Source organism: Paraburkholderia atlantica (assembly GCF_000092885.1).
Taxonomy (GTDB): Bacteria; Pseudomonadota; Gammaproteobacteria; order Burkholderiales; family Burkholderiaceae; genus Paraburkholderia; species Paraburkholderia atlantica.
On record NC_014118.1, the window covers coordinates 1,184,510 to 1,203,808 of the forward strand.

Here is a 19,299-nt window from a genome sequence, read left to right on the forward strand (position 1 = left end):
GAATTCCTCTTGAATACGCAGGTGTCACAAGGTCGCCGGAGGCAACCGCTAACGACGGCTCCGGCAACTCCCCCGAAATCTCTTGCTAAAAGACTCCCGCTCGGTTCTTCGCCTTCGGCATCTGCGACACCAGTGACAGACCGATATCCATACCCTCGACCTGGAAGTGCGGAATGATGAAGAGCTTGATGCGGAAGAAGCCCGGGTTGTCGTCGATGTCTTCGACCGTCACCTTCGCTTCACGAAGCGGGTGCGACGCCTGCAGCTCATCACCCGGATCCTTCATCTCGGTCACGAGACCCTTGATCCAGTTGTTGAGCTCGATTTCCAGCAGACGTCGATCCTTGGTCGTCCCAATGTTCTCTCGCTGGATCAGCTTCAGGTAGTGTGCGATGCGCGATAGCAGGAAGATGTACGGCAACCGCGCGTTGATGCGGCTATTGGCAGTCGCTTCCTTAGTCTCATACAGCGCCGGCTTCTGCGTTGAATTCGCCGAGAAGAAACACGCGAAGTCGTGGTTCTTGTAGAACGACAACGGAATAAAGCCGAGATTCGCAAACTCGAACTCACGCGTTTCCGGAATCAGGACCTCGGTCGGGATTTTCGGCTGCACGCCAGTGCCGAGGTCATACAGGTGGACCGGCAGATCCTCGACTTTGCCGCCCGCCTGCGGACCACGAATCTGCACGCACCAGCCGTTGTTCACGAAGCTGCGAGTCATGTTCGCCGCAAACGCGAACGACGCGTTCACCCACAGATAGCGGTCGTGGTCCGGGCCCTTTACCGCTTCCTCGTAGTTGAACGCGCGCACTGGCGTCGTGTCTTTGCCGTAGGGCAGACGACCGAGCACGCGCGGCATCGTCAAGCCGACGTAGCGGGCGTCGTCCGTATCGCGGAAGCTCTTCCACTTGATGTACTCGGCACGATCGAAGTAGTTGCCGATATCCTGAATCGCCGCAACTTCTTCCATCGACTTCTTGCCGAAGAACGCCGCGCCGACCGAGCCGATGAACGGCATGTGCGCCGCCGCCGCGACCTTCGAGATATTGCGCAACAACGCCACGTCCTGCGGCGAATTCGCAAACTCGAAGTCACTGATCAGCGCGCTGATCGGCTGGCCGCCCGGGGTGTCGTATTCCTCGATGTACGTGAGGCGATACAGGCCGCTCTGGATCAGCTCAGGCGTGTCTTCGAAGTCGCGTTGCAGTGCATCTTTCGACACATCGAGCACCTCGATACGCGCGTACTTGCGGAAATCCGTGCGCGACACCAGCATCTTCAAACCACGCCAGCGGCCTTCGAGCGCCTGGAACTCGGGCGAGTGCAACACAGCATCGAGCTGGCGGCTGATCTGACGATCGAGCTGGCCGATATGAAAATCGAGCAGCGATTTGTCGAGGCGCTCGACCGGCTGGCTCGATTGCGCAACCAGCTCGAGAAACGCGCCGATGCCGCGCGCGATGCGCTCGTCGGCCGACGCCTCGGACAGCATGTCGTTGTCGCGGAACGCCTCGAGCGGGCGCGCCTCTAAAACGGGTTTCAGGTTAATCTTGTTGCACAGCGACGCGTAGACGCTGTCGCTGGCGAAGGACGCGTCCTGAGCGGCATCAAGCACAACGGTCCCGGTCGCGCCCTGGCGCGATTCATTCTGTTCCATTTGTATTCCTGTCTGCGTTTTTGCAGCGATGTAGTTGCGCAAGGCAGCGAAGCCCTTCTTCGCCCGCTCCCCGCTCAGGCATGGCCTTCCGGCTGGGTCGCGGCCGTCGCGATCTGCGCGAGCTCGCCGCGCAGCCTGTCCGACAGACGCTTGTCCTTCAGGACCTTTTCGAACTCGCGGCGGAACGTGCCGTTGTCGAGCAGATTCGACTTCAGGTCGCGTAGCAGATTGCGCATCGCCAGGAGCGCCTGCAACTCGGGAATCTGACGCGCCACCTGCTCCGGCTCGAAGTCCTTCATCGAGCGGAACGCGAGCTTGACAGGCAACTCTGAACCGTCGCCGGCGAGCGTGTTCTCGGCGGCGATCTTCAGGTCCGGGGCGTGATCGGCCAACACGGCGTCGAAGTTGTTCCTGTCGATGTTGACCTTCGTACGCTCGGCCAGCGGCGCCTGCTCGCGGCCCGCGCTGAAATCACCGGCGACCAGCAGCTTCAGAGGCAGCTCGACCTTCTTCTGGGCGCCGCCCGTGTGCAGGTCCAACGTGATTGAGACGCGACTCTTCGGTATTTCGCGCTGAAAGCTGTCCATACGTATTCCCCATCTAGTCCGATTCGATGCGCCCGCAGATCTCGCACTGTCCGACGCGGCGGCTCCTTTCGCGCGAATACCCGGGAGCGCGAATAAATAGATATACGCGACTCACGACGGATTACGACGACACCCTTCTTCAAGGCTTCGACGCGCGACTTTTTTAATGCCATCAATATTAAAGCAGATTTATTGTCGCGGCGTCAAAGCCTATTGATAACTCAAAAACTGACAAAAAATGTGAAAAATGTTGAAGCAATTGTAATTCGGAATTATCTGACTACGACACAGCTGTCAGCTCATATACTTCCTTGTCCACTTTCCGCGAGGAACCCTCGCCCTGACGGCCGCCCCACCATTTCAACGCGATCGAACATTTGCCCGAATTTGTTAATTTATATCGCGCCGTTTTTAACACCATCTCAATTAAATATCGCCCCCTCAGGATAAATTTATCCCGCATCTCAATATAAAAATGTTTGAACTTTTGTGATATTTTTAGTTTTGATCGAAATAGAGGTATACGATTTCCAAATACGACGTATAGAATCCGCGATCCCGGAGCAATCCGGATTAAATGACCAACACGCGAGAGACCAAAAACACCTATGCGGATCGACAAACCGCTCTGGCACGAGGGCCTCATCCTCACGCAGCAGCACTTCCAGCAGCAGGAACGCTGGGCCGGTTTCGCGCTACAGCAGTTCGCTACCTGCGCGCTCGCCGAGCCGTGGGGCACACTCGGCGTCGAGGTCGACGAAGAAGCATTGGCAACGGGCCGTCTGAAGCTCACGAGGCTCAAGTTGCGCTTCGCGGACGGCACGCCGATCGACACCACGCTGAGCGACGCTCTGCCCGCTGCGCGCGATCTGACAAAAGGCATGCCCGCCGACCTGCAAAGTGTCGTCGTGCTGGCCGCCCTCGCGTTGCCGGATGCGAACGGCAATAACTGCCGGTTCGACGAAACGTCGCTTGCGCGTCCCCGCCGCGCATATCGCGAGTTCGTCAAGGTCGTCGATCTGAACGGCGGCAGCGAAACCGAGATCGCGTCCGAGCGCCACGCAGTGCGCTTGCTGTTCGACTTCGAATCGCATGCCGACGACACGGTCTGCGCGATCGCACGGCTCACGCGCACCACCACCAGCGGCCAGTTCCAGGTCGATCACCGCTTCGTGCCGCCGTGCCTGACGCTGGGGAGTCACCCTCTGCATCTCGAACGCATTAATCGTCTAGCCGATATCCTGCAGGCGAAGAGCGTCGTGCTCGGCGCGCGTCGCAACGAACGGCTCGAGCAGGTCGCCGAATATGGTGTCGCCGACGTGCAGTTGTTCTGGCTCTTGCACTGCATTCACGCGGCGTGGCCTCAATTGCGGCTCTATGCGACGCATCCGCGCCGCTCGCCCGAGCAGCTGTACACGACGCTTGCGCAACTCGTCTGCGCATTGATGACGTTCTCGACGCGCGCGCAGCTTACCGACATTCCCGCCTACGATCACGCGCGCGCCGACGAGGTGTTCACGAAGCTCGAGGCCACGATCCGCGAATTGCTCGACGCGGTCATTCCGTCGCGCGTCGTGTCGATCGGCCTCACGCGCAAGAGTGCGACCACGTGGGCGGGTCAGTTCCTCGAAGAGCGCATCGTCGAAGGCGCGGCCGACTGGTATCTGTCGGTCAGCGCGCCTATGCCGGCGTTCGAACTCGCCGAGCAGTTCCCGCGCCTGTGCAAGATCGGCGCGCCCGACGACGTCGAGCACATCATCAATTCGGCGCTGCTCGGCATTCCGCTCAAGGCGGTAGCGCGCGTGCCGGCCGCGATTCCGGTGCGCCTCGACAATCAATACTTTGCGCTCGACGCAGCGAATGCCGCGCACGCGAAGATGCTCGCCGCGCGCGCTTGCCAGATTTATCTGCCGGCGACGGTGCCCGACGCATCGCTCGAACTTTACGCGGTACTACGCTGATGAACGCGCTGCCCCGAAATTCCACTGAAGCGGCGTTGCTCGATAGCATGGCGGGCGCGCCCCGGGTCACGCGTGCAGGCATTCGCGATCTGCTGCGAGACACCGCGCTGCTCGTCACGACGCTCACGCCCGGCGGCCACGTGGATCATGCAACCGACTTCCGCAATCGTTGCGGATTGCTGATCGCGAACTTCTCGACGGAACTCGAGCGGCGCGGCTATGCGGACGAAATACGCCGCGAAGCGCTGCTCGCGCAATGCGGGCTGCTCGATGAAGTCGCGCTGCGCTATCTGCCGGCAGAGAGCCGAGCGGCGTGGGAACTCAAACCGCTGCAAGTCGAGCTGTTCAACCTGCATGACGCCGGCGAGCGTGTGTTCGAACGGCTCGAGGCTCGCATGCATGAAGCGTCGCCGCACGTCGACCTGCTCGAATGCTATGCGGCGATTCTGAGCCTCGGCTTCATCGGCCGGTTTGCGCGTGACGGCGAAGCGGAACGCGCGGCGTTGACGACCTCGCTGCATGCGCAGCTGCAAAAACTTCGCCCGGCGCCCGCAAGTACCTTCATTGCCGATCGCTCTGATCGCCGCTTGTCCGACTGGTTCTACCGGCTCTCGCCATGGGCAATCGCGGGGCTCGCATGCGGAGTCGCCGCCATCGTCTGGCTGGTGTGGTCGACCGCGCTCGACGCCCAGCTAGCGCAACTCGTGCAAACGAAGGTCACGCGGCCGTGAAATCCGGTCTGCGCATCCTGCCCGCGACGCCGGCGCGCACGCCCAAGCGTCCGTACGAGGGACTCGGTTATCCATTGCGCGCGATGCTCGTGTTCGCGGCCATGCTGGCACTCGCGATGATCTGGTTCATGCTGCCGGGCGGACATGGCGTCGCTCCGGCGCTGACGACGGCCGTCGCCTTGCTCGTGGGAATACTCGTCGGATGGCGCACGCTGTGGCTGTCCAGTGCGCGCGAACGCAGCGCGCAAGTGTTGGCTGCCCTCGGCGCCGCGACCGCCGAGATTCCGCCGAAGCTGCTCACCTGTATGCAGCTCGTGCTCGTCATCGGCGATGGTCTGCCGGCTCTGTTCGATCGCAACGACGAGGAGCGCTTCGCGCACGTGGGCGACGGCGCTATCTGGTTGCGCGTCGATGATCCGCAGCAGTTGCCGCGTCTCGCGGTCGCGCTCAGGCAGTGGCGCGACGGACGCGCGCCCGATGGCGTCGCGCTGTCGGTGATGCCCGCGCTGCATGTCGGGGCCGACATGCTCACGCAGAAGCTGCGCGTCGCGCGTCGCCGATGCCGCCCGCACGCTAGGCACGAGCCTGCCCGGCTATGTCGCGGTCTATCACCGGCTGACCATGAGCCCGCCCGGGCTGTCGGTGCCTGCGTGGTATGGGGTGTCGTCGGCGACGCGAATCGTCGATGGCGAGCGTTTCGAACTCATGGTCCGCGCGGCCGAAGCCGAGACTCAGCGCCTGCTGGGCGACGCGGACACTTGCACGGCGACAACGACTGCCATAGGTGCCGCGCGCGCGGCGGCGCTCGCGTCGCTCGTCGGCTGGACGCGGCGCGTCGTGATCGGCACGTTGACCGACCGGATGCAGCCCGCCACGCCGTGGGAATTGTTCGGAGCCGCTTGGATCGATTGCGGCCCGGCAAGCGGTTCGGCCGATCCGTGGGAGCGCGACGTGCAGAGGAAAACCTGTGTGACACGCGCCACCGTCGGCGCATCGCCGCTGCCGTGGCCGCTGCCGCAACCGCTGATCGAAGCAACCCCGCGGCGCTACTGGAGGTCGCCGCGCCGCATCGCCGGCGCGCATGCGCTCACGCTACTCGCCAGCGCGGCGGCCGTCGCATCGTGGTCCGCCGCGGAAAACAACGAAGCGCTGCTCGACCGCATCGGCGCCGATCTTGGCGGTTATTCAATGATTCCGGCCGCGCACGACAACGCGAAACGCGACGCGCTGCACGCGCTCGTCGTCGATCGCGATCAGCTCGACCGTTACGCGCGCGTGGGTGTGCCGTTGCGACTGGCGTTCGGCATGTATCGCGGTGCGCAGTTGCTGCCGGCGCTCGACACCGCGATCGCATCGTACGCGCCCCCGCCTCCGCCGCCGGCGGTCGTCACGCTCGACAGCATGTCGCTATTCGACAGCGGCCGCGCTCAACTGAAGCCCGGCTCGACTCGCGCCATGGTCGATGCGCTCGAAATGATCAAGGCGCATCCGGACAAGCGGATTCTGGTCGCCGGGCACACCGACAACGTCGGCAATCCGCAGAGCAATCTGAAGTTGTCCACGGCACGCGCGCAAGCCGTGCGCGACTGGCTGATCGACGTGTCGGGAATCGCGGAGACGCAGTTTGCGATTCAGGGCTATGGGGATACGCGGCCGATCGCAAGCAACGCGTCGGACGACGGGCGTGCGAGGAACCGGCGTGTCGAAATCACGCTCGTGCCCGACGCACCCACCACCCAATAAAAACGACGGTCTTTCGCCCCCGAAGCATCGCGCTTCGGGATTTAGAAGCTCGGGGGCTGCTCCGGGCGATTCTCGCAGTATAAAAATCGAGGAGTGGAAGGTATGGCAATTCCGGCCTATATGTGGCTCAAGGACGACGGCGGCGCTGATATCAAGGGTTCGGTGACGGTGCAAGGCCGCGAAGGCAGCGTCGAGCTCGTCGCGTTCGATCACGGCGTGCATATCCCGACCGACGGCAACACCGGCAAGCTGACCGGCACCCGCGTACACAAACCCATCACGCTGACAAAGGAAACCGACTCGTCGACGCCGTACTTGTACAAGGCGGTCACCAGCGGTCAGACGCTGAAGTCGGTCGAGATCAGGTGGTACAAGATCGACGACGCCGGCAAGGAGAAGGAATACTTCAACACGAAGCTCGACAACGTGAAGATCGTCGCGGTCAAGCCCAAGATGTTCGACATCAAGAACCCCGACTACGAGAAGCACAACCACCTCGAAGACGTCGAGCTGCGCTACGAGACGATCATGTGGTCGTACAAGGACGGCAACATTATCCACAAGGATACGTGGAACGAGCGTTCCTGATTTCCCGCGTGATACCCGAGACCAGCGCGTCGACGCGCCCTTACCGGTCCGCGGGGCGGGCTGGTCCCTTTTCATCGGCGAGTGCACCGCGTGCGCGCCGCTTCCCTTCGTGACCGGACTGCCGAGATGACCTTGCGCAACGACCGAAGAAGCGCCTTTTGTAACACCACCCAGCTGCTGCGCCGGCTGAACCCACACTGCGCACGGGCGCTCGAAGCGGCCGCCAGTCTTTGCCAGACGCGGCTGGCTGACGAGATCACGGTCGAGCACTGGCTGCTGAAGCTGATCGAAGCCGGCGATGGCGACATCCTCGCTGTCCTGCGGCATTACACGATCGATATCGACGCGCTGTGGGATGCGCTACTCGGTGCAATCGATCGCCTGCCGCGCAATCTGCGCGGCAAGCCCGCGCTGTCGCCGCAGCTAGCGGCACTGCTAGCGGATGCATGGCTTCACGCGTCGTCGGAGAGCGACGACGCGCGAATCCGCTCCGGGAATCTGTTGCAGGCGATCGTCGATGCGCCCCACATACTCCGCGCGCAGCATGCGTGGCCATTGCTTGCCGTCAGCAGCGCGCAGATCGAGCGTTTGCTGCCGCGAATTGCGCATCGGTCGTGCGAAAGTGAAAGCGAAAGCGAAAGTGAAGATGACGAACGGCAACCCGAACGGCCGCAACCTTCGGCGACCGCCTCGGCGGCGAACGTCGTCTGTCGCGCAAAGGAGGTCACACCCGCCAGCGCCAACGCCCTCGCCCGCTTCGCGTTCGACCTGACCGACAAGGCGCGCCGCGGCGACATCGATCCGGTATTCGGGCGCAACCGCGAGATCCAGCAGATGGTCGACGTGCTCGCGCGCCGTCGCAAGAACAATCCGATCCTCGTCGGCGAGCCGGGGGTCGGCAAGACCGCGCTCGTCGAAGGGCTCGCGTTGCGAGTCGTAGATGGCAGCGTGCCGAACGTGATCCGCGACGTGCGCATCCTCACGCTCGATCTCGGCTTGCTGCAAGCCGGCGCCGGCGTAAAAGGCGAATTTGAGCAACGCCTGAAGAACCTGATCGACGAGGTTCAGGCTTCGCCCGTGCCGATCCTGCTGTTCATCGACGAAGCTCACACGCTGATCGGCGCCGGCAACGCCGCGGGCGGCGCCGACGCCGCGAACCTGCTGAAGCCAGCGCTCGCGCGCGGCGAATTGCGCACGATCGCGGCGACCACGTGGTCCGAATACAAGCAATTCTTCGAGCGCGACGCCGCACTGGAACGCCGCTTCCAGATCATCAAAGTCGACGAACCCGACGACGACGCGGCCTGCCTGATGCTACGCGGCCTGAAAACCCGCTACGCCCAGCACCATCACGTGCACATTCGCGACGAAGCACTGGTCGCCGCAGTCAAGCTGTCGCGCCGCTACATACCGGCACGGCAGTTGCCGGACAAGGCCGTCGATCTGATCGACACCGCGGCCGCACGCGTACGCATGGGGCTCGACACACCGCCGGCCGAATTGCAACGCGCGCGTGCCATGGTTGCCGCGCTGGGGCTCGAACACGCGACGCTCGCAGACGACGAACGCGCCGGCATCGACGATGTCGAAGCGCGCCGCGGCGCGCTGGACGCCGCGCTCGCGAACGCGAAGACCGAACTCGCGGCGCTGCAAACACGTTACGAACAGGAGCTCGAACTCGTCCAGGCGCTGCACCGCCAACGCGACAGCGAGGCCGCAACCCGCGATGCCACCGCGTTCGCGCAAGCACGTCGCGCACTCACGACCGCGCAAGGCAAGACCCCGTTGATCTTCAGGGACGTCGACGCCCAGGCAATCGCACGCGTCGTCGCCGAGTGGACCGGCGTGCCGGTTGGCAGCCTCGTCGAAGACGAACTGCAAAGCCTGCTGACACTGGAGAAGCAGCTCGCGACACGCGTGGTCGCGCAGCATGACGCGCTCGCTGCGCTGTCCGAAAGCCTGCGCACCGCCAAGGCGGGGCTCAAGAATGAACATGCGCCGCTCGGCGTGTTTCTGCTTGCTGGACCATCGGGCGTTGGCAAGACCGAAACTGCGCTTGCGCTCGCCGATTTGCTGTTCGGCGGTGAAGCCGCGCTGACGACGATCAATATGTCCGAGTACCAGGAATCGCACACGGTGTCGCAATTGAAGGGCTCGCCGCCAGGCTACGTCGGATATGGACGCGGCGGCGTTCTGACCGAGGCGGTGCGGCAGCGTCCGTATAGCGTCGTGCTGCTCGACGAAGTCGAAAAAGCGCACCGCGATGTGCTCGACATGTTTTATCAGGTGTTCGATCGCGGCATGATGCGCGACGGCGAGGGGCGCGAGATCGACTTTCGCAACTGCGTGGTCCTGATGACGTCGAATCTCGGCAGTGCTCAAATCGACGAAACGACCGCGGAAAACCCCGACGTCTCGCACAACGAACTGCTCGACGCGATCCATCCGCAGCTCGTCAGACACTTCCAACCTGCGCTGCTCGCGCGTTTCCAGACGCTCGTGTACCGCCCTCTCGACGCGAGCGCGCTGGCGTCGATCGTGCGCCTGAAGCTCGCTAAAGTCGCGCAACGTCTATACCGTCAGCACGGCGTCGAACTGAACTGCGACGATGCGCTGATCGATGCGATGGCCGAGCTGTGTCTCGCGCGCGAAACGGGCGCGCGCAATGTCGATGCGTTTCTCAATCAGCGCATTCTGCCGTCGTTGTCGCGTGAACTGCTCGCGCGCATGGCATGCGAAACCGCGCCTGCCAAGATCCTGCTGACCAGCTCGCCCGAAGGCAAGTTGACGATCGATTTTTTCGATCGCGAACAAGCCGTCGCCGACCACGCGGCGAACGGCTGACGGTGCGCCACTCGATGCCGGCGGGACCATCCCTCTACGACGTGCTGCTCGGCCAGATCGGCGGCGAGCCGCTCGATGCCTATGACGATCGCACGCTCGAATGCCTGAGCGTCCAGCAGAACGTGCAGCGCATTCTGAACACTCGCGCGGGCGCGTTAAAACACCTGACCGACTACGGGCTGCCGGACATGACGAACATCTACAAGGCATTGCCATCGTCGGCGCACGCGCTGAAGCAGCAGATGGAAGCGACGCTGCTGAAATACGAGCCCCGGATTCGCGCTATCGACATCGACATCCTCGAGGACGATGATCCCGGCGTGCTGGTCAGCTTCGAAATGACGTGTCATTTGAATAAGCCGGGGCTCGTCCGCTTCGGCACGTATTTCGAGCCACCAGGGCGGCTACATATACGACGCAGGATACAGGGACGCGAGTAATCAATGCTACGCGCATCCCCACACAATTCTGATTTATTGGCAACTCGCTATAGTGGAGAAGGTCGATCACCGGGTCCGATCGACCTTTCCAGACGGGGCAAAGAGTCTGTCCTTCGGCAGCCTGGATCGCGCTTCGCGTTCGAGGCTTTTTCTCGTGTTTTCTGTTGTCATGCCGATGTGGTAGTGCGTTATCGAGCGCCCGCTATATCAATTGGGCAAAAAAAATCCCGCACAGGGGGAGCGGGATTAAAACAACAGGACGCTGAGGAGACGAGTACGCCCTGTCTAGGACCCACACGCATCGCAAGGATATGCGCGGTTATTTCCGAACTCGCCACAACCTCAGGCCGCCTTGCGCGCGACGCCATCGCCCATCACGTTCACCACGGCGTCGACGACCGGAGTGGCGGCCGCGAATCCAGCCGCCAGTACTTCCCGCAAATCGGTCGCCGAACGACCGGGCAACGGACCCACGCGGAAAGCAGTCGACCACTCGCCGCCGATCAGCCTCGTCTTCAACGTGACGTTCGCCACGTACGCGCGCCGTGCAGTGACACCGCCCACATGTGAACACGTATCCGTCGCGTGCAACGCGCTGACCACGATGTCGAATTCACGATAACGATAGGTTTGCTCCATACCCTTCTCCGTCTTCATCCATTTGTACATAACAGCATTTCGCCATGTATCGATGCTGCATCATTCTCGACTCGTGATTGTCAAAAATTGTCAGATCTTCAGCGCTTTTCGGTTAGGGCTTTCCCTGTTTTCGACATGCCAATTCCGGGGCCCATCCTGTTCAATAGAGAAGTCATCGGACTGAAAAATCAGACTACGAATTGATAACGCTAATTCAGATTCCAATTGAATCGCCGTGACGAATCAAGCCATGCGGAAGAGCTCGAAATAAAAAAGCTATATCCCAAAATAAAGACCGGAACTCGCCCGGCGCTTCAGTGGTCCGAACACTATCATTGCCCAATGTGGCGTTCTTTCCTGCGAGCCTGGTTCCAACCGGTTTGCCGTCATCCGCTTGTGGGTCCGATAAAAAGTACTTTGCGTCTGATCGCATCGTCCGTCGAGTTTGAATAAAGCGTCTGTAGCCGTACGTCGCTCTATCGCTAGCGGCAACGATCGTGTCATTGCAGACCGTAGATCGTTTATCGGATTGAATGAGCCTGAATAAGGAATTTCTCGTGAAACACCTCGCTGGTTCAATATCGCAGTCGTGGCGGCTTTCTCTGCCTGTCCGTTTTATGCCCCGTCGCGCGAGTTACGTCGGTACCGCGGTGATCACCCATTCGCGCCGCCGCGAAGCGCGGGAGCGCACAAGATGAGCGTCTTCCAGATTGCCGGCGCGCTGTTCGCCATCGTCGCGCTGTTCGGCGTACTCAACTATCGGTTCATCAGGTTACCCGACACGCTTGGCATCACCGCGGTCGGACTCGTCGTGTGCGTCGGCATTTCGGCGCTCGGCTTCTACTATCCGGCGATGGCGATCGCCGCGCGCAAGATCGTCGTGCAGATCGACTTCGCCGACATCGTGTTTCACGGCCTGCTGAGCCTGCTGCTGTTCGCCGGCGCACTGCACGTCGATCTGTCGAAGATGCGCACGCAGCGGCGTGCGGTGCTGATGCTCGCGACGATCGGCGTATTGATTTCGATCGCGGTGGTCGGCTTCGGCTTTTACTACGCGGCGCAATGGCTCGGCCAACCGGTCAGCCTGTTGTGGTGCCTCGCGTTCGGCGCGCTGATCTCGCCGACCGATCCGATCGCGGTGCTCAGCGTGCTCAAGCGCGCCGCGGCGCCCGAAAGCCTCGAAACCAAGATCACCGGCGAATCGCTGTTCAACGACGGCACGGCCGTCGTCGCGTTCGTCACGCTAGTCGGACTCGCGACCGGCGCGAACGAGTTCTCCGCGGGGGCGATCGCATTCGATCTGCTGCGCGAAGTCGCCGGCGCGCTCGTGCTCGGCGCGGCGCTCGGCTTCGGCGCGTCGCTGCTGCTGCGAGGTATCGACAGCTATCCGGTCGAGATCCTGATTACGCTCGCGCTTGCGACCGGTGGCTATAGTCTCGCGGAAGCGCTGCACGTGTCGGCGCCTCTGGCGGTCGTGATCATGGGGCTCGTGATCGGCAATCACGGCGCGTCGACATCGATGTCGGAGAAGACGCGCGAGCATCTGTTCAACTTCTGGGACCTGCTCGACGAGTTGCTCAATCTCGTGCTGTTCGGGCTGATCGGGCTCGAAATCATTGCGCTGTCGCTGCGCTTCGAGATTGTCTGGCTCGGGCTCGCGGCGATTCCGGTCGTGCTGTTCGCGCGCGGCGTCAGCGTCGCGATTCCGCTGCTCGCGCTGCAGAACTTCCGGCGGCTCAGTCCGCATTCGACTGTCGTGCTGACTTGGGGCGGACTGCGCGGCGGCATCTCGATTGCACTCGCGCTGTCGCTGCCCGAGTTTCACGGACGCGAAATGTTCATCGGCGTCACGTATCTGGTCGTCGTGTTCAGCCTGCTGATTCAAGCGACTACATTGGGCCCGCTGATCCGCCGGCTCAATTTCTCGGGCGCTCACGCAATCCGGCCGGCCCCGCCGGAGTCATCTCCTGCACAAAACGCGCGCTAATCGTAAAGTGGATACCTACGCGGATCTACACCGCGAGGTTGGTGAGAAAATCCCAAGGAGAGTCCGAGGCCGGCGCGAGCTGTTCGCACGCCGGTTTCAACGTTGGATTGGAGCGCGTCCATTTAAGCGTCTTCTGAGCAGTGCCCGCCGTGATTGCGACCCACGGCGGCCCACCACGAGGCAGGACCGGTGGCGAGGCGAATCGCCGCAGTCTTCCCTCCGGCCACGGTTCACGCCGGGGCCCTGGCTCGGGCTCGAACGAGTCCGCCGCCAGTTTCTGGCTTACTTTCCGCCAGTTTCCGGACCGTCGCGCCTGCCGCGGCGCCGGGCATTTGGCCGTCAATGCCGGTTCTCCCACATACCTGGCAGGCGCGGTTTGTCATCCTGTCGATTCAGGCGTTGGAAGGAGTTCGCCATGTCGGTCTATGTCGATGAAGGGTTTCGGCCCTGTGTGACGGAATGCGCGACGGTCGCGTTCCGGGTGTGCTGCGACGATCGCGCGCAGGTTTTTGAAGTCAGCGCCGACGCGCTGGTCGAGTTCTGCGGCGCCGAGAGCCGTCGCAAGCAGGACCTGCTGATCGCGTTCGAGGATGCGCAGGACGAGATCCTCTCGGTGGCCGCGCAGCGATGGCAGTACACGCCGAGCGAGCCCGTGCGGCTCGGTCTGGACGATTTCAAATTGGTCAGACATTAGGCGCGCGAGAAACGCCTTCATGAGCTGGATCGCCGCCCTGCCGATGTACAACGTGACACCCGCGCTCGACCTCGAATGGCGCGAGTGGCTCGACGACGTGCTGCGCCGGGTCAAGCCCGCGTGCCGCATCGTCGAACCGGACGAGGAATTGCACGGCTTCTGGCGGCGCCCGAACCTGCTGATCTCGCAGACTTGCGGTTATCCGCTGATGCACGGGCTGCACGCGCAGGTCCAATTGGTCGCGACACCCTGCTTCGACGCGCCCGGCTGCGACGGCGCGCGTTATTCGAGCGTGCTGGTCACGCGCGCCGATGCGCGCTTCGACTCACTCGCCTCGTGCCGCGGCGCGCGCGCCGCCTACAATCAGGACGATTCGAACAGCGGCATGAACGCGTTTCGTCACGCAGTCGCGCCGCTCGCTCGCGCCGGCATGTTCTTCGGCTCCGTGCTGCGTACGGGCTCGCACCTCGGTTCACTGCGCGCGGTTGCCGACAATCGCGCGGACGTCGCCGCGATCGACTGCGTGACCTTCGCCTTCGTTGGCGATGTGCTGCCGGAACTGGCGCGACGCGTGCGCGCGATCGGCATGACCGCCGCCTCGCCGGGCTTGCCGCTGATCGCCGCGGCCAATGTGCCGCCGGCCACGATTGCCGCGCTGCGCGACGCATTGAACGAGACGTTGAGCATCCGCCCCGAGCGCGCGAAACGTCTGCGTTTGAGAGGTTTTTCGACGCTGCCGCTGACCGACTACGCGCGCATCGGCGAACTCGAAAGCGAGGCACGCGCCGCAGGCTACGCGCGGCTCGCCTGATTCACGCCGTCGCTCATTTTCCACTCGGCGCTCGGCGCGCTTATCCATCCGCCTGCTGCACGTCCAGCACCAGCAGTTGCGCACCGTCGGTGACCTGATCCCCGACCGCGTACAGCACCTCGGCGACGGTCCCGGCAGCCGGCGCGCCGATCGTGTGCTCCATCTTCATCGCCTCCATCACGATCAGCGGCGCGCCCTTCTCGACCACCGCGCCCGGTTCGACCAGCACCGCGATCACCTTGCCCGGCATCGGCGCGGTCAGACGGCCTTCGCCATGCTCGGCATCCGCGGCATGCGCGAGCAGGTTCTGCCATTCGAATGCAAGCGTCTCGCCGTGGCAGAACACGTGGAACCTGTCGCCGTCGACAAATACACGCCCCGTCACGCGCGCATCGCCGATCGTCGCGCGGAATTCATGGGCGCCCGTGCCGACCGACCAGCTGAAGTCCTCGCGCAGGCCGTCGTGTTCGAGGGTTTGCACGAGCGCTTGCGTGTCCCCGTTGCGCGCGAAAACGACCGTGAACGACTCGGGGCTGTCATCGTTGGCGCCGTCGTCGATCACGCGCCAGCCGAGCGTTTGCGTGTAACCGCTATTGAGCCGCCAGTGCGACAGCGCGTCCCACGGCGACGCGCCGTGCGCGGTGCCGCCCTCGCGGGTCAGCAATGCGGCGCACGCGAGCGCGAGCGCTTCCTTGAACGGCTTCCGTGCCGGCGCGAACAGCGCGTCGTGATGACGCTCGATCAAACCGGTGTCGAGATCGCCGCTCGCGAACGGTTCACTCGCGACGATGCGCCGCAGAAACTCGACGTTCGTATGCGGCCCGACCACCTCGCATGCATGCAACGCGCGGGAGAGGCGCGCCAACGCCTCCTCGCGCGTCGCGCCGTGCACGATCAGCTTCGCGATCATCGGATCGTAGAACGGCGTGATCGTGTCGCCCTCGCGCACGCCGCTGTCGATACGCACCGGCGCCTTGCGTCCCGGCTCGCCGAGTCCGGCCGCGTCGATCGCGAACTCGACGCCTTCGGGCATGTGCAGATGCTTGAGCGTGCCGGTGGACGGCAGGAAACCGCGCGCCGGATGCTCGGCGTAGATGCGCGCCTCGATCGCGTGGCCGTCGAGCTTCAACTGCTGCTGCGTGAGCGGCAGCGCCTCGCCCGCGGCAACGCGCAGCTGCCATTCGACGAGGTCCTGCCCCGTCACCATCTCGGTGACCGGATGCTCGACCTGCAGCCGCGTGTTCATCTCCATGAAATAGAACTCGCCGGTCGGCGTCATGATGAACTCGACCGTACCCGCGCCGACGTAATTGACCGCCCGCGCGGCGGCCACGGCCGCTTCGCCCATCGCGCGTTTGACCTCGGCCGACAGCCCCGGCGCGGGCGCTTCCTCAAGCACTTTCTGATGCCGCCGCTGCACCGAGCAGTCGCGGTCGAACAGATACACGGCGCCGCCATGCTGATCGGCGAACACCTGGACTTCGACGTGCCGCGGCCGGGTCAGATACTTCTCGATCAGCACGCGATCGTTGCCGAAGCTGCTCGCCGCCTCACGCTTGCACGACAGCAACGCGGCCGCGAAGTCCGCGCTGCGCTCGACCACGCGCATGCCCTTGCCGCCGCCGCCCGCGCTCGCTTTCAGCAACACCGGGTAGCCGATCGCGTCGGCCTCGCCCTGCAACAACTGCGGCTCCTGGTCCTCTCCGTGATAGCCGGGCACGAGCGGTACCGCGGCCGCGTGCATCAGCGCCTTCGCGGCGGCCTTCGAGCCCATCGCGGCGATCGCCTCGACAGGCGGTCCGATAAAGACGATGCCGGCTGCCTCGCACGCGTGCGCGAAGTCTTCGTTTTCGGAAAGAAAGCCGTAGCCCGGATGCACGGCCTGCGCGCCGGTCGCGCGCGCGGCTTCGATGATGCGCTCGATGCGCAGATAGCTTTGCGCCGCCGTCGAGCCGCCGATATGCACTGCTTCGTCGCAGGCGGCGACATGTTTCGCGTTGGCGTCGGCGTCCGAATAGACGGCCACGCTCGCGATGCCGAGCCGCTTGCAGGTCGCCGCGACGCGGCATGCAATCTCACCCCGGTTGGCGATCAGGATCTTGTTGAACATGAGTGTCTCGATGAAATTGGCGGTACGGGGCGGTTGTTGTTAGCGGGGCATGTCAGTTGCGCCAGCCCGGCGTGCGTTTTTCGAGGAACGACGCGACGCCTTCGCGGCCTTCGGCGCCCGCCCGCGTCTTCGCAATCCGCACTGCCGTGTCCTCGATCAGCGCGTCGCTCAAGTCGCGGCCCGCGATGTCCTGCACGAGCCGCTTGCAGGCGCGCACCGCTTGCGGGCCGTTCGCGCACAGCGTCTGCGCGAGCTGCGCGACCGTCGCATCGAGCTGCTCGACACTGGAGACCGCTTCGCTGACCAGACCCAGCCGCAACGCGGTCGCGCAGTCGAACGCTTCGGCGGTGACGAAGTAGCGCCGCGACACCTGCTCGCCGAGCGCGCGAATCACGTACGGCGCGATCGTCGCGGGAATCAGCCCGAGCCGCGCTTCGGACAGGCAGAAGTGCGCGCTATCGACCGCGACGACAATGTCGCACGCGGCAATCAGGCCCATGCCGCCCGCGTACGCGTCGCCATTCACGCGCGCGATCACCGGCTTGTTGCAGCGATATACCGCCGACAGCATGCCCGCGAGACGCATCGCGTCTGCGCGGTTCTCGTCGTCCGAGTAGCCGGACATTTTTTTCATCCAGTTCAGGTCGGCGCCCGCGCAAAACGCCTTGCCGTTCGCGGCGAGCACGACCGCGCGCACGTCGTCGCGCGTGTCGAGCGCGGTGAATGCGGCGGTCAGCTCGGCGATCATCGTTTCGTTGAACGCGTTGCGCACGTCCGGACGATTGAGCGTGACCGTCGCGAGCTGGCCGGCAACCTCGAGCTTCAGCGTTTCGTATTGCATGCGTTGCACTCCTTTGGCTGGCTTTCTCGCAGCGCGGCGCCGCGCGCCATCACATTCTGAACACGCCGAAGCGCGTGTCTTCGATCGGCGCATTCATCGCCACCGACAGGCCGAGGCCGAGCACGTCGCGGGTCTGCGCCGGGTCGATCACGCCGTCGTCCCACAGCCGCGCGCTCGCGTAGTACGGATGGCCCTGGTGCTCGTATTGCTCGCGGATCGGCTGCTTGAACGCTTCCTCTTCCTCCGCGCTCCAGTTGCCGCCCTTCGCTTCAATGCCGTCGCGCTTGACGGTGGCGAGCACCGACGCAGCCTGCTCGCCGCCCATCACCGAGATGCGCGCGTTCGGCCACATCCACAGAAAGCGCGGCGAATACGCACGGCCGCACATGCCATAGTTGCCCGCGCCGAACGAGCCGCCGATGATCACGGTGAACTTCGGCACCTTCGCGGTCGCGACCGCCGTCACCATCTTCGCGCCGTTGCGCGCGATGCCTTCGTTCTCGTACTTGCGGCCCACCATGAAGCCGGTGATGTTCTGCAGAAACACGAGCGGAATCTTGCGCTGGCAGCATAGTTCGATGAAGTGCGTGCCCTTTAGCGCCGACTCGGAAAACAGAATGCCGTTGTTCGCGACGATGCCGACCGGATGCCCCCAGATATGCGCGAAGCCCGTCACGAGCGTCGTGCCGTAGCGCGCCTTGAATTCGTCGAACGCGGAATCGTCGACGATACGCGCGATCACCTCGCGGATATCGAACGGCTTGCGGGTGTCGACCGGAATCACGCCGTAGATGCTGTGCGTGTCGTAGCGCGGCGGCTTCGGCTCCTGCAACACGAGCGGCGCCGGCTTCACACGATTCAGATTGCCGACGATGCTGCGCGCGATTCCGAGCGCATGCGCATCGTTCTGCGCGAGATGATCGACGACGCCCGACAGACGCGTATGCACGTCACCGCCGCCGAGATCTTCGGCGCTGACCACTTCGCCGGTCGCGGCTTTGACGAGCGGCGGGCCGCCGAGAAAAATCGTTCCCTGGTTCTTCACGATGATCGACTCGTCGCTCATCGCCGGCACATACGCGCCGCCCGCGGTGCACGAGCCCATCACGACCGCGATCTGTGGAATGCCCGCGGCCGACAGATTCGCCTGGTTGTAGAAGATGCGGCCGAAGTGATCGCGATCGGGAAACACGTCGTCCTGATTCGGCAGATTCGCGCCGCCCGAGTCGACGAGGTACACGCACGGCAAGCGGTTTTCGCTGGCGATTTCCTGCGCGCGCACGTGCTTCTTCACGGTGACCGGGTAATAGGTGCCGCCCTTCACGGTCGCATCGTTGCAGACGATCATGCACTCCTGGCCCGCGATGCGGCCGATGCCGGTGATCACACCGGCGCCCGGCGCGTCGTCGTTATACATGCCGTACGCGGCGAGCTGCGACAGTTCGAGAAACGGCGTGCCCGGATCGAGCAGGTACGAGATCCGGTCGCGCGGCAGCAGTTTGCCGCGGCTCGTGTGCTTGTCGCGCGCGGCCTGGCCGCCGCCCTGCGCGAGCTGCTCGATCTTCGCGCGCAGATCGGCGACCAGCGCTTCGAGCGCCGCCGCGTTTGCGCGGAAGTCGTCCGAGCGTGGGTTCAGTTTTGATTCGATGATCGGCATGACGTGGCT

General features: G+C 63.6%; 14 protein-coding genes and 1 pseudogene. 9 read left to right on the forward strand and 6 right to left on the reverse strand.

Translation table 11 applies throughout. From position 1 onward, the window contains the following. Positions 1–85: 85 nt before the first annotated feature. Together tssC and tssB are read right to left on the reverse strand one after the other, a co-directional pair. Entirely contained in the window at positions 86–1,657 is a 1,572-nt protein-coding gene (tssC, locus tag BC1002_RS21365; protein WP_013092071.1) for a type VI secretion system contractile sheath large subunit, read from the reverse strand. Between the two features lie 74 nt (positions 1,658–1,731). Beyond that, a complete protein-coding gene (tssB, locus tag BC1002_RS21370; protein WP_013092072.1) occupies positions 1,732–2,244 on the reverse strand; it encodes a type VI secretion system contractile sheath small subunit in 513 nt (170 codons plus the stop codon). A gap of 608 nt (positions 2,245–2,852) precedes the next feature. On the opposite strand from tssB, the gene tssK reads away from it, so the two are divergent. The 6 genes and pseudogenes from tssK to tssE all read left to right on the forward strand — a co-directional run bounded on the left by tssK (position 2,853) and on the right by tssE (position 10,551). After that, positions 2,853–4,205 (forward strand): type VI secretion system baseplate subunit TssK, encoded by a 1,353-nt coding sequence (gene tssK, locus BC1002_RS21375; protein WP_013092073.1) that lies wholly within the window; start codon positions 2,853–2,855, stop codon positions 4,203–4,205. Beyond that, positions 4,205–4,936, forward strand: coding sequence for a DotU family type IV/VI secretion system protein (locus BC1002_RS21380; protein ID WP_013092074.1), 732 nt, complete (start codon positions 4,205–4,207; stop codon positions 4,934–4,936). The genes tssK and BC1002_RS21380 overlap by 1 nt, the downstream gene beginning before the upstream one ends. Beyond that, positions 4,933–6,679 (forward strand): annotated as a pseudogene (locus tag BC1002_RS21385) (OmpA family protein). Before BC1002_RS21380 ends, BC1002_RS21385 begins: the two are co-directional and overlap by 4 nt. Before the next feature lie 102 nt (positions 6,680–6,781). Further along, complete coding sequence (locus BC1002_RS21390; protein WP_013092077.1) at positions 6,782–7,267, forward strand: Hcp family type VI secretion system effector; 486 nt, start codon at positions 6,782–6,784, stop codon at positions 7,265–7,267. Positions 7,268–7,393: 126 nt separating this feature from the next. Further along, positions 7,394–10,111 (forward strand): type VI secretion system ATPase TssH, encoded by a 2,718-nt coding sequence (tssH, locus tag BC1002_RS21395; protein ID WP_013092078.1) that lies wholly within the window; start codon positions 7,394–7,396, stop codon positions 10,109–10,111. A 14-nt stretch (positions 10,112–10,125) separates the two neighbouring features. Next, positions 10,126–10,551: a type VI secretion system baseplate subunit TssE gene (gene tssE, locus BC1002_RS21400; RefSeq protein WP_013092079.1), complete on the forward strand. Its 426-nt coding sequence runs from the start codon at positions 10,126–10,128 to the stop codon at positions 10,549–10,551. A 342-nt stretch (positions 10,552–10,893) separates the two neighbouring features. Here tssE and BC1002_RS21405 read toward each other — a convergent pair whose 3' ends face one another. Next, a complete protein-coding gene (locus BC1002_RS21405) occupies positions 10,894–11,190 on the reverse strand; it encodes a hypothetical protein (protein ID WP_041735360.1) in 297 nt (98 codons plus the stop codon). 694 nt (positions 11,191–11,884) lie between these two features. Between BC1002_RS21405 and BC1002_RS21410 the strand changes: the two genes are divergently transcribed. The 3 genes from BC1002_RS21410 (at position 11,885) to BC1002_RS21420 (ending at position 14,682) form a co-directional block, all read left to right on the forward strand. Next, positions 11,885–13,177 carry a cation:proton antiporter gene (locus BC1002_RS21410; protein WP_013092081.1) on the forward strand — a complete coding sequence of 431 codons (1,293 nt, stop codon included), beginning with the start codon at positions 11,885–11,887 and terminating at the stop codon, positions 13,175–13,177. Positions 13,178–13,592: 415 nt separating this feature from the next. Next, on the forward strand, positions 13,593–13,871 hold the full coding sequence (locus BC1002_RS21415; protein ID WP_013092082.1) for a DUF1488 family protein: 279 nt from the start codon (positions 13,593–13,595) through the stop codon (positions 13,869–13,871). Positions 13,872–13,890: 19 nt separating this feature from the next. Then, positions 13,891–14,682 (forward strand): phosphate/phosphite/phosphonate ABC transporter substrate-binding protein, encoded by a 792-nt coding sequence (locus BC1002_RS21420; RefSeq protein ID WP_013092083.1) that lies wholly within the window; start codon positions 13,891–13,893, stop codon positions 14,680–14,682. 40 nt (positions 14,683–14,722) lie between these two features. On the opposite strand, the gene BC1002_RS21425 is transcribed toward BC1002_RS21420, so the two are convergent. From BC1002_RS21425 to BC1002_RS21435, 3 genes are read right to left on the reverse strand one after another with little or no spacing between them, the layout of a single operon-like run. Continuing rightward, positions 14,723–16,792 carry an acetyl/propionyl/methylcrotonyl-CoA carboxylase subunit alpha gene (locus tag BC1002_RS21425; protein ID WP_013092084.1) on the reverse strand — a complete coding sequence of 690 codons (2,070 nt, stop codon included), beginning with the start codon at positions 16,790–16,792 and terminating at the stop codon, positions 14,723–14,725. A 52-nt stretch (positions 16,793–16,844) separates the two neighbouring features. Beyond that, positions 16,845–17,633: an enoyl-CoA hydratase/isomerase family protein gene (locus BC1002_RS21430; protein ID WP_013092085.1), complete on the reverse strand. Its 789-nt coding sequence runs from the start codon at positions 17,631–17,633 to the stop codon at positions 16,845–16,847. A gap of 49 nt (positions 17,634–17,682) precedes the next feature. After that, the gene (locus BC1002_RS21435) at positions 17,683–19,290 is read right to left on the reverse strand and encodes a carboxyl transferase domain-containing protein (RefSeq protein WP_013092086.1); all 1,608 of its coding nucleotides are present in this window, start codon (positions 19,288–19,290) and stop codon (positions 17,683–17,685) included. Positions 19,291–19,299: the final 9 nt, after the last annotated feature.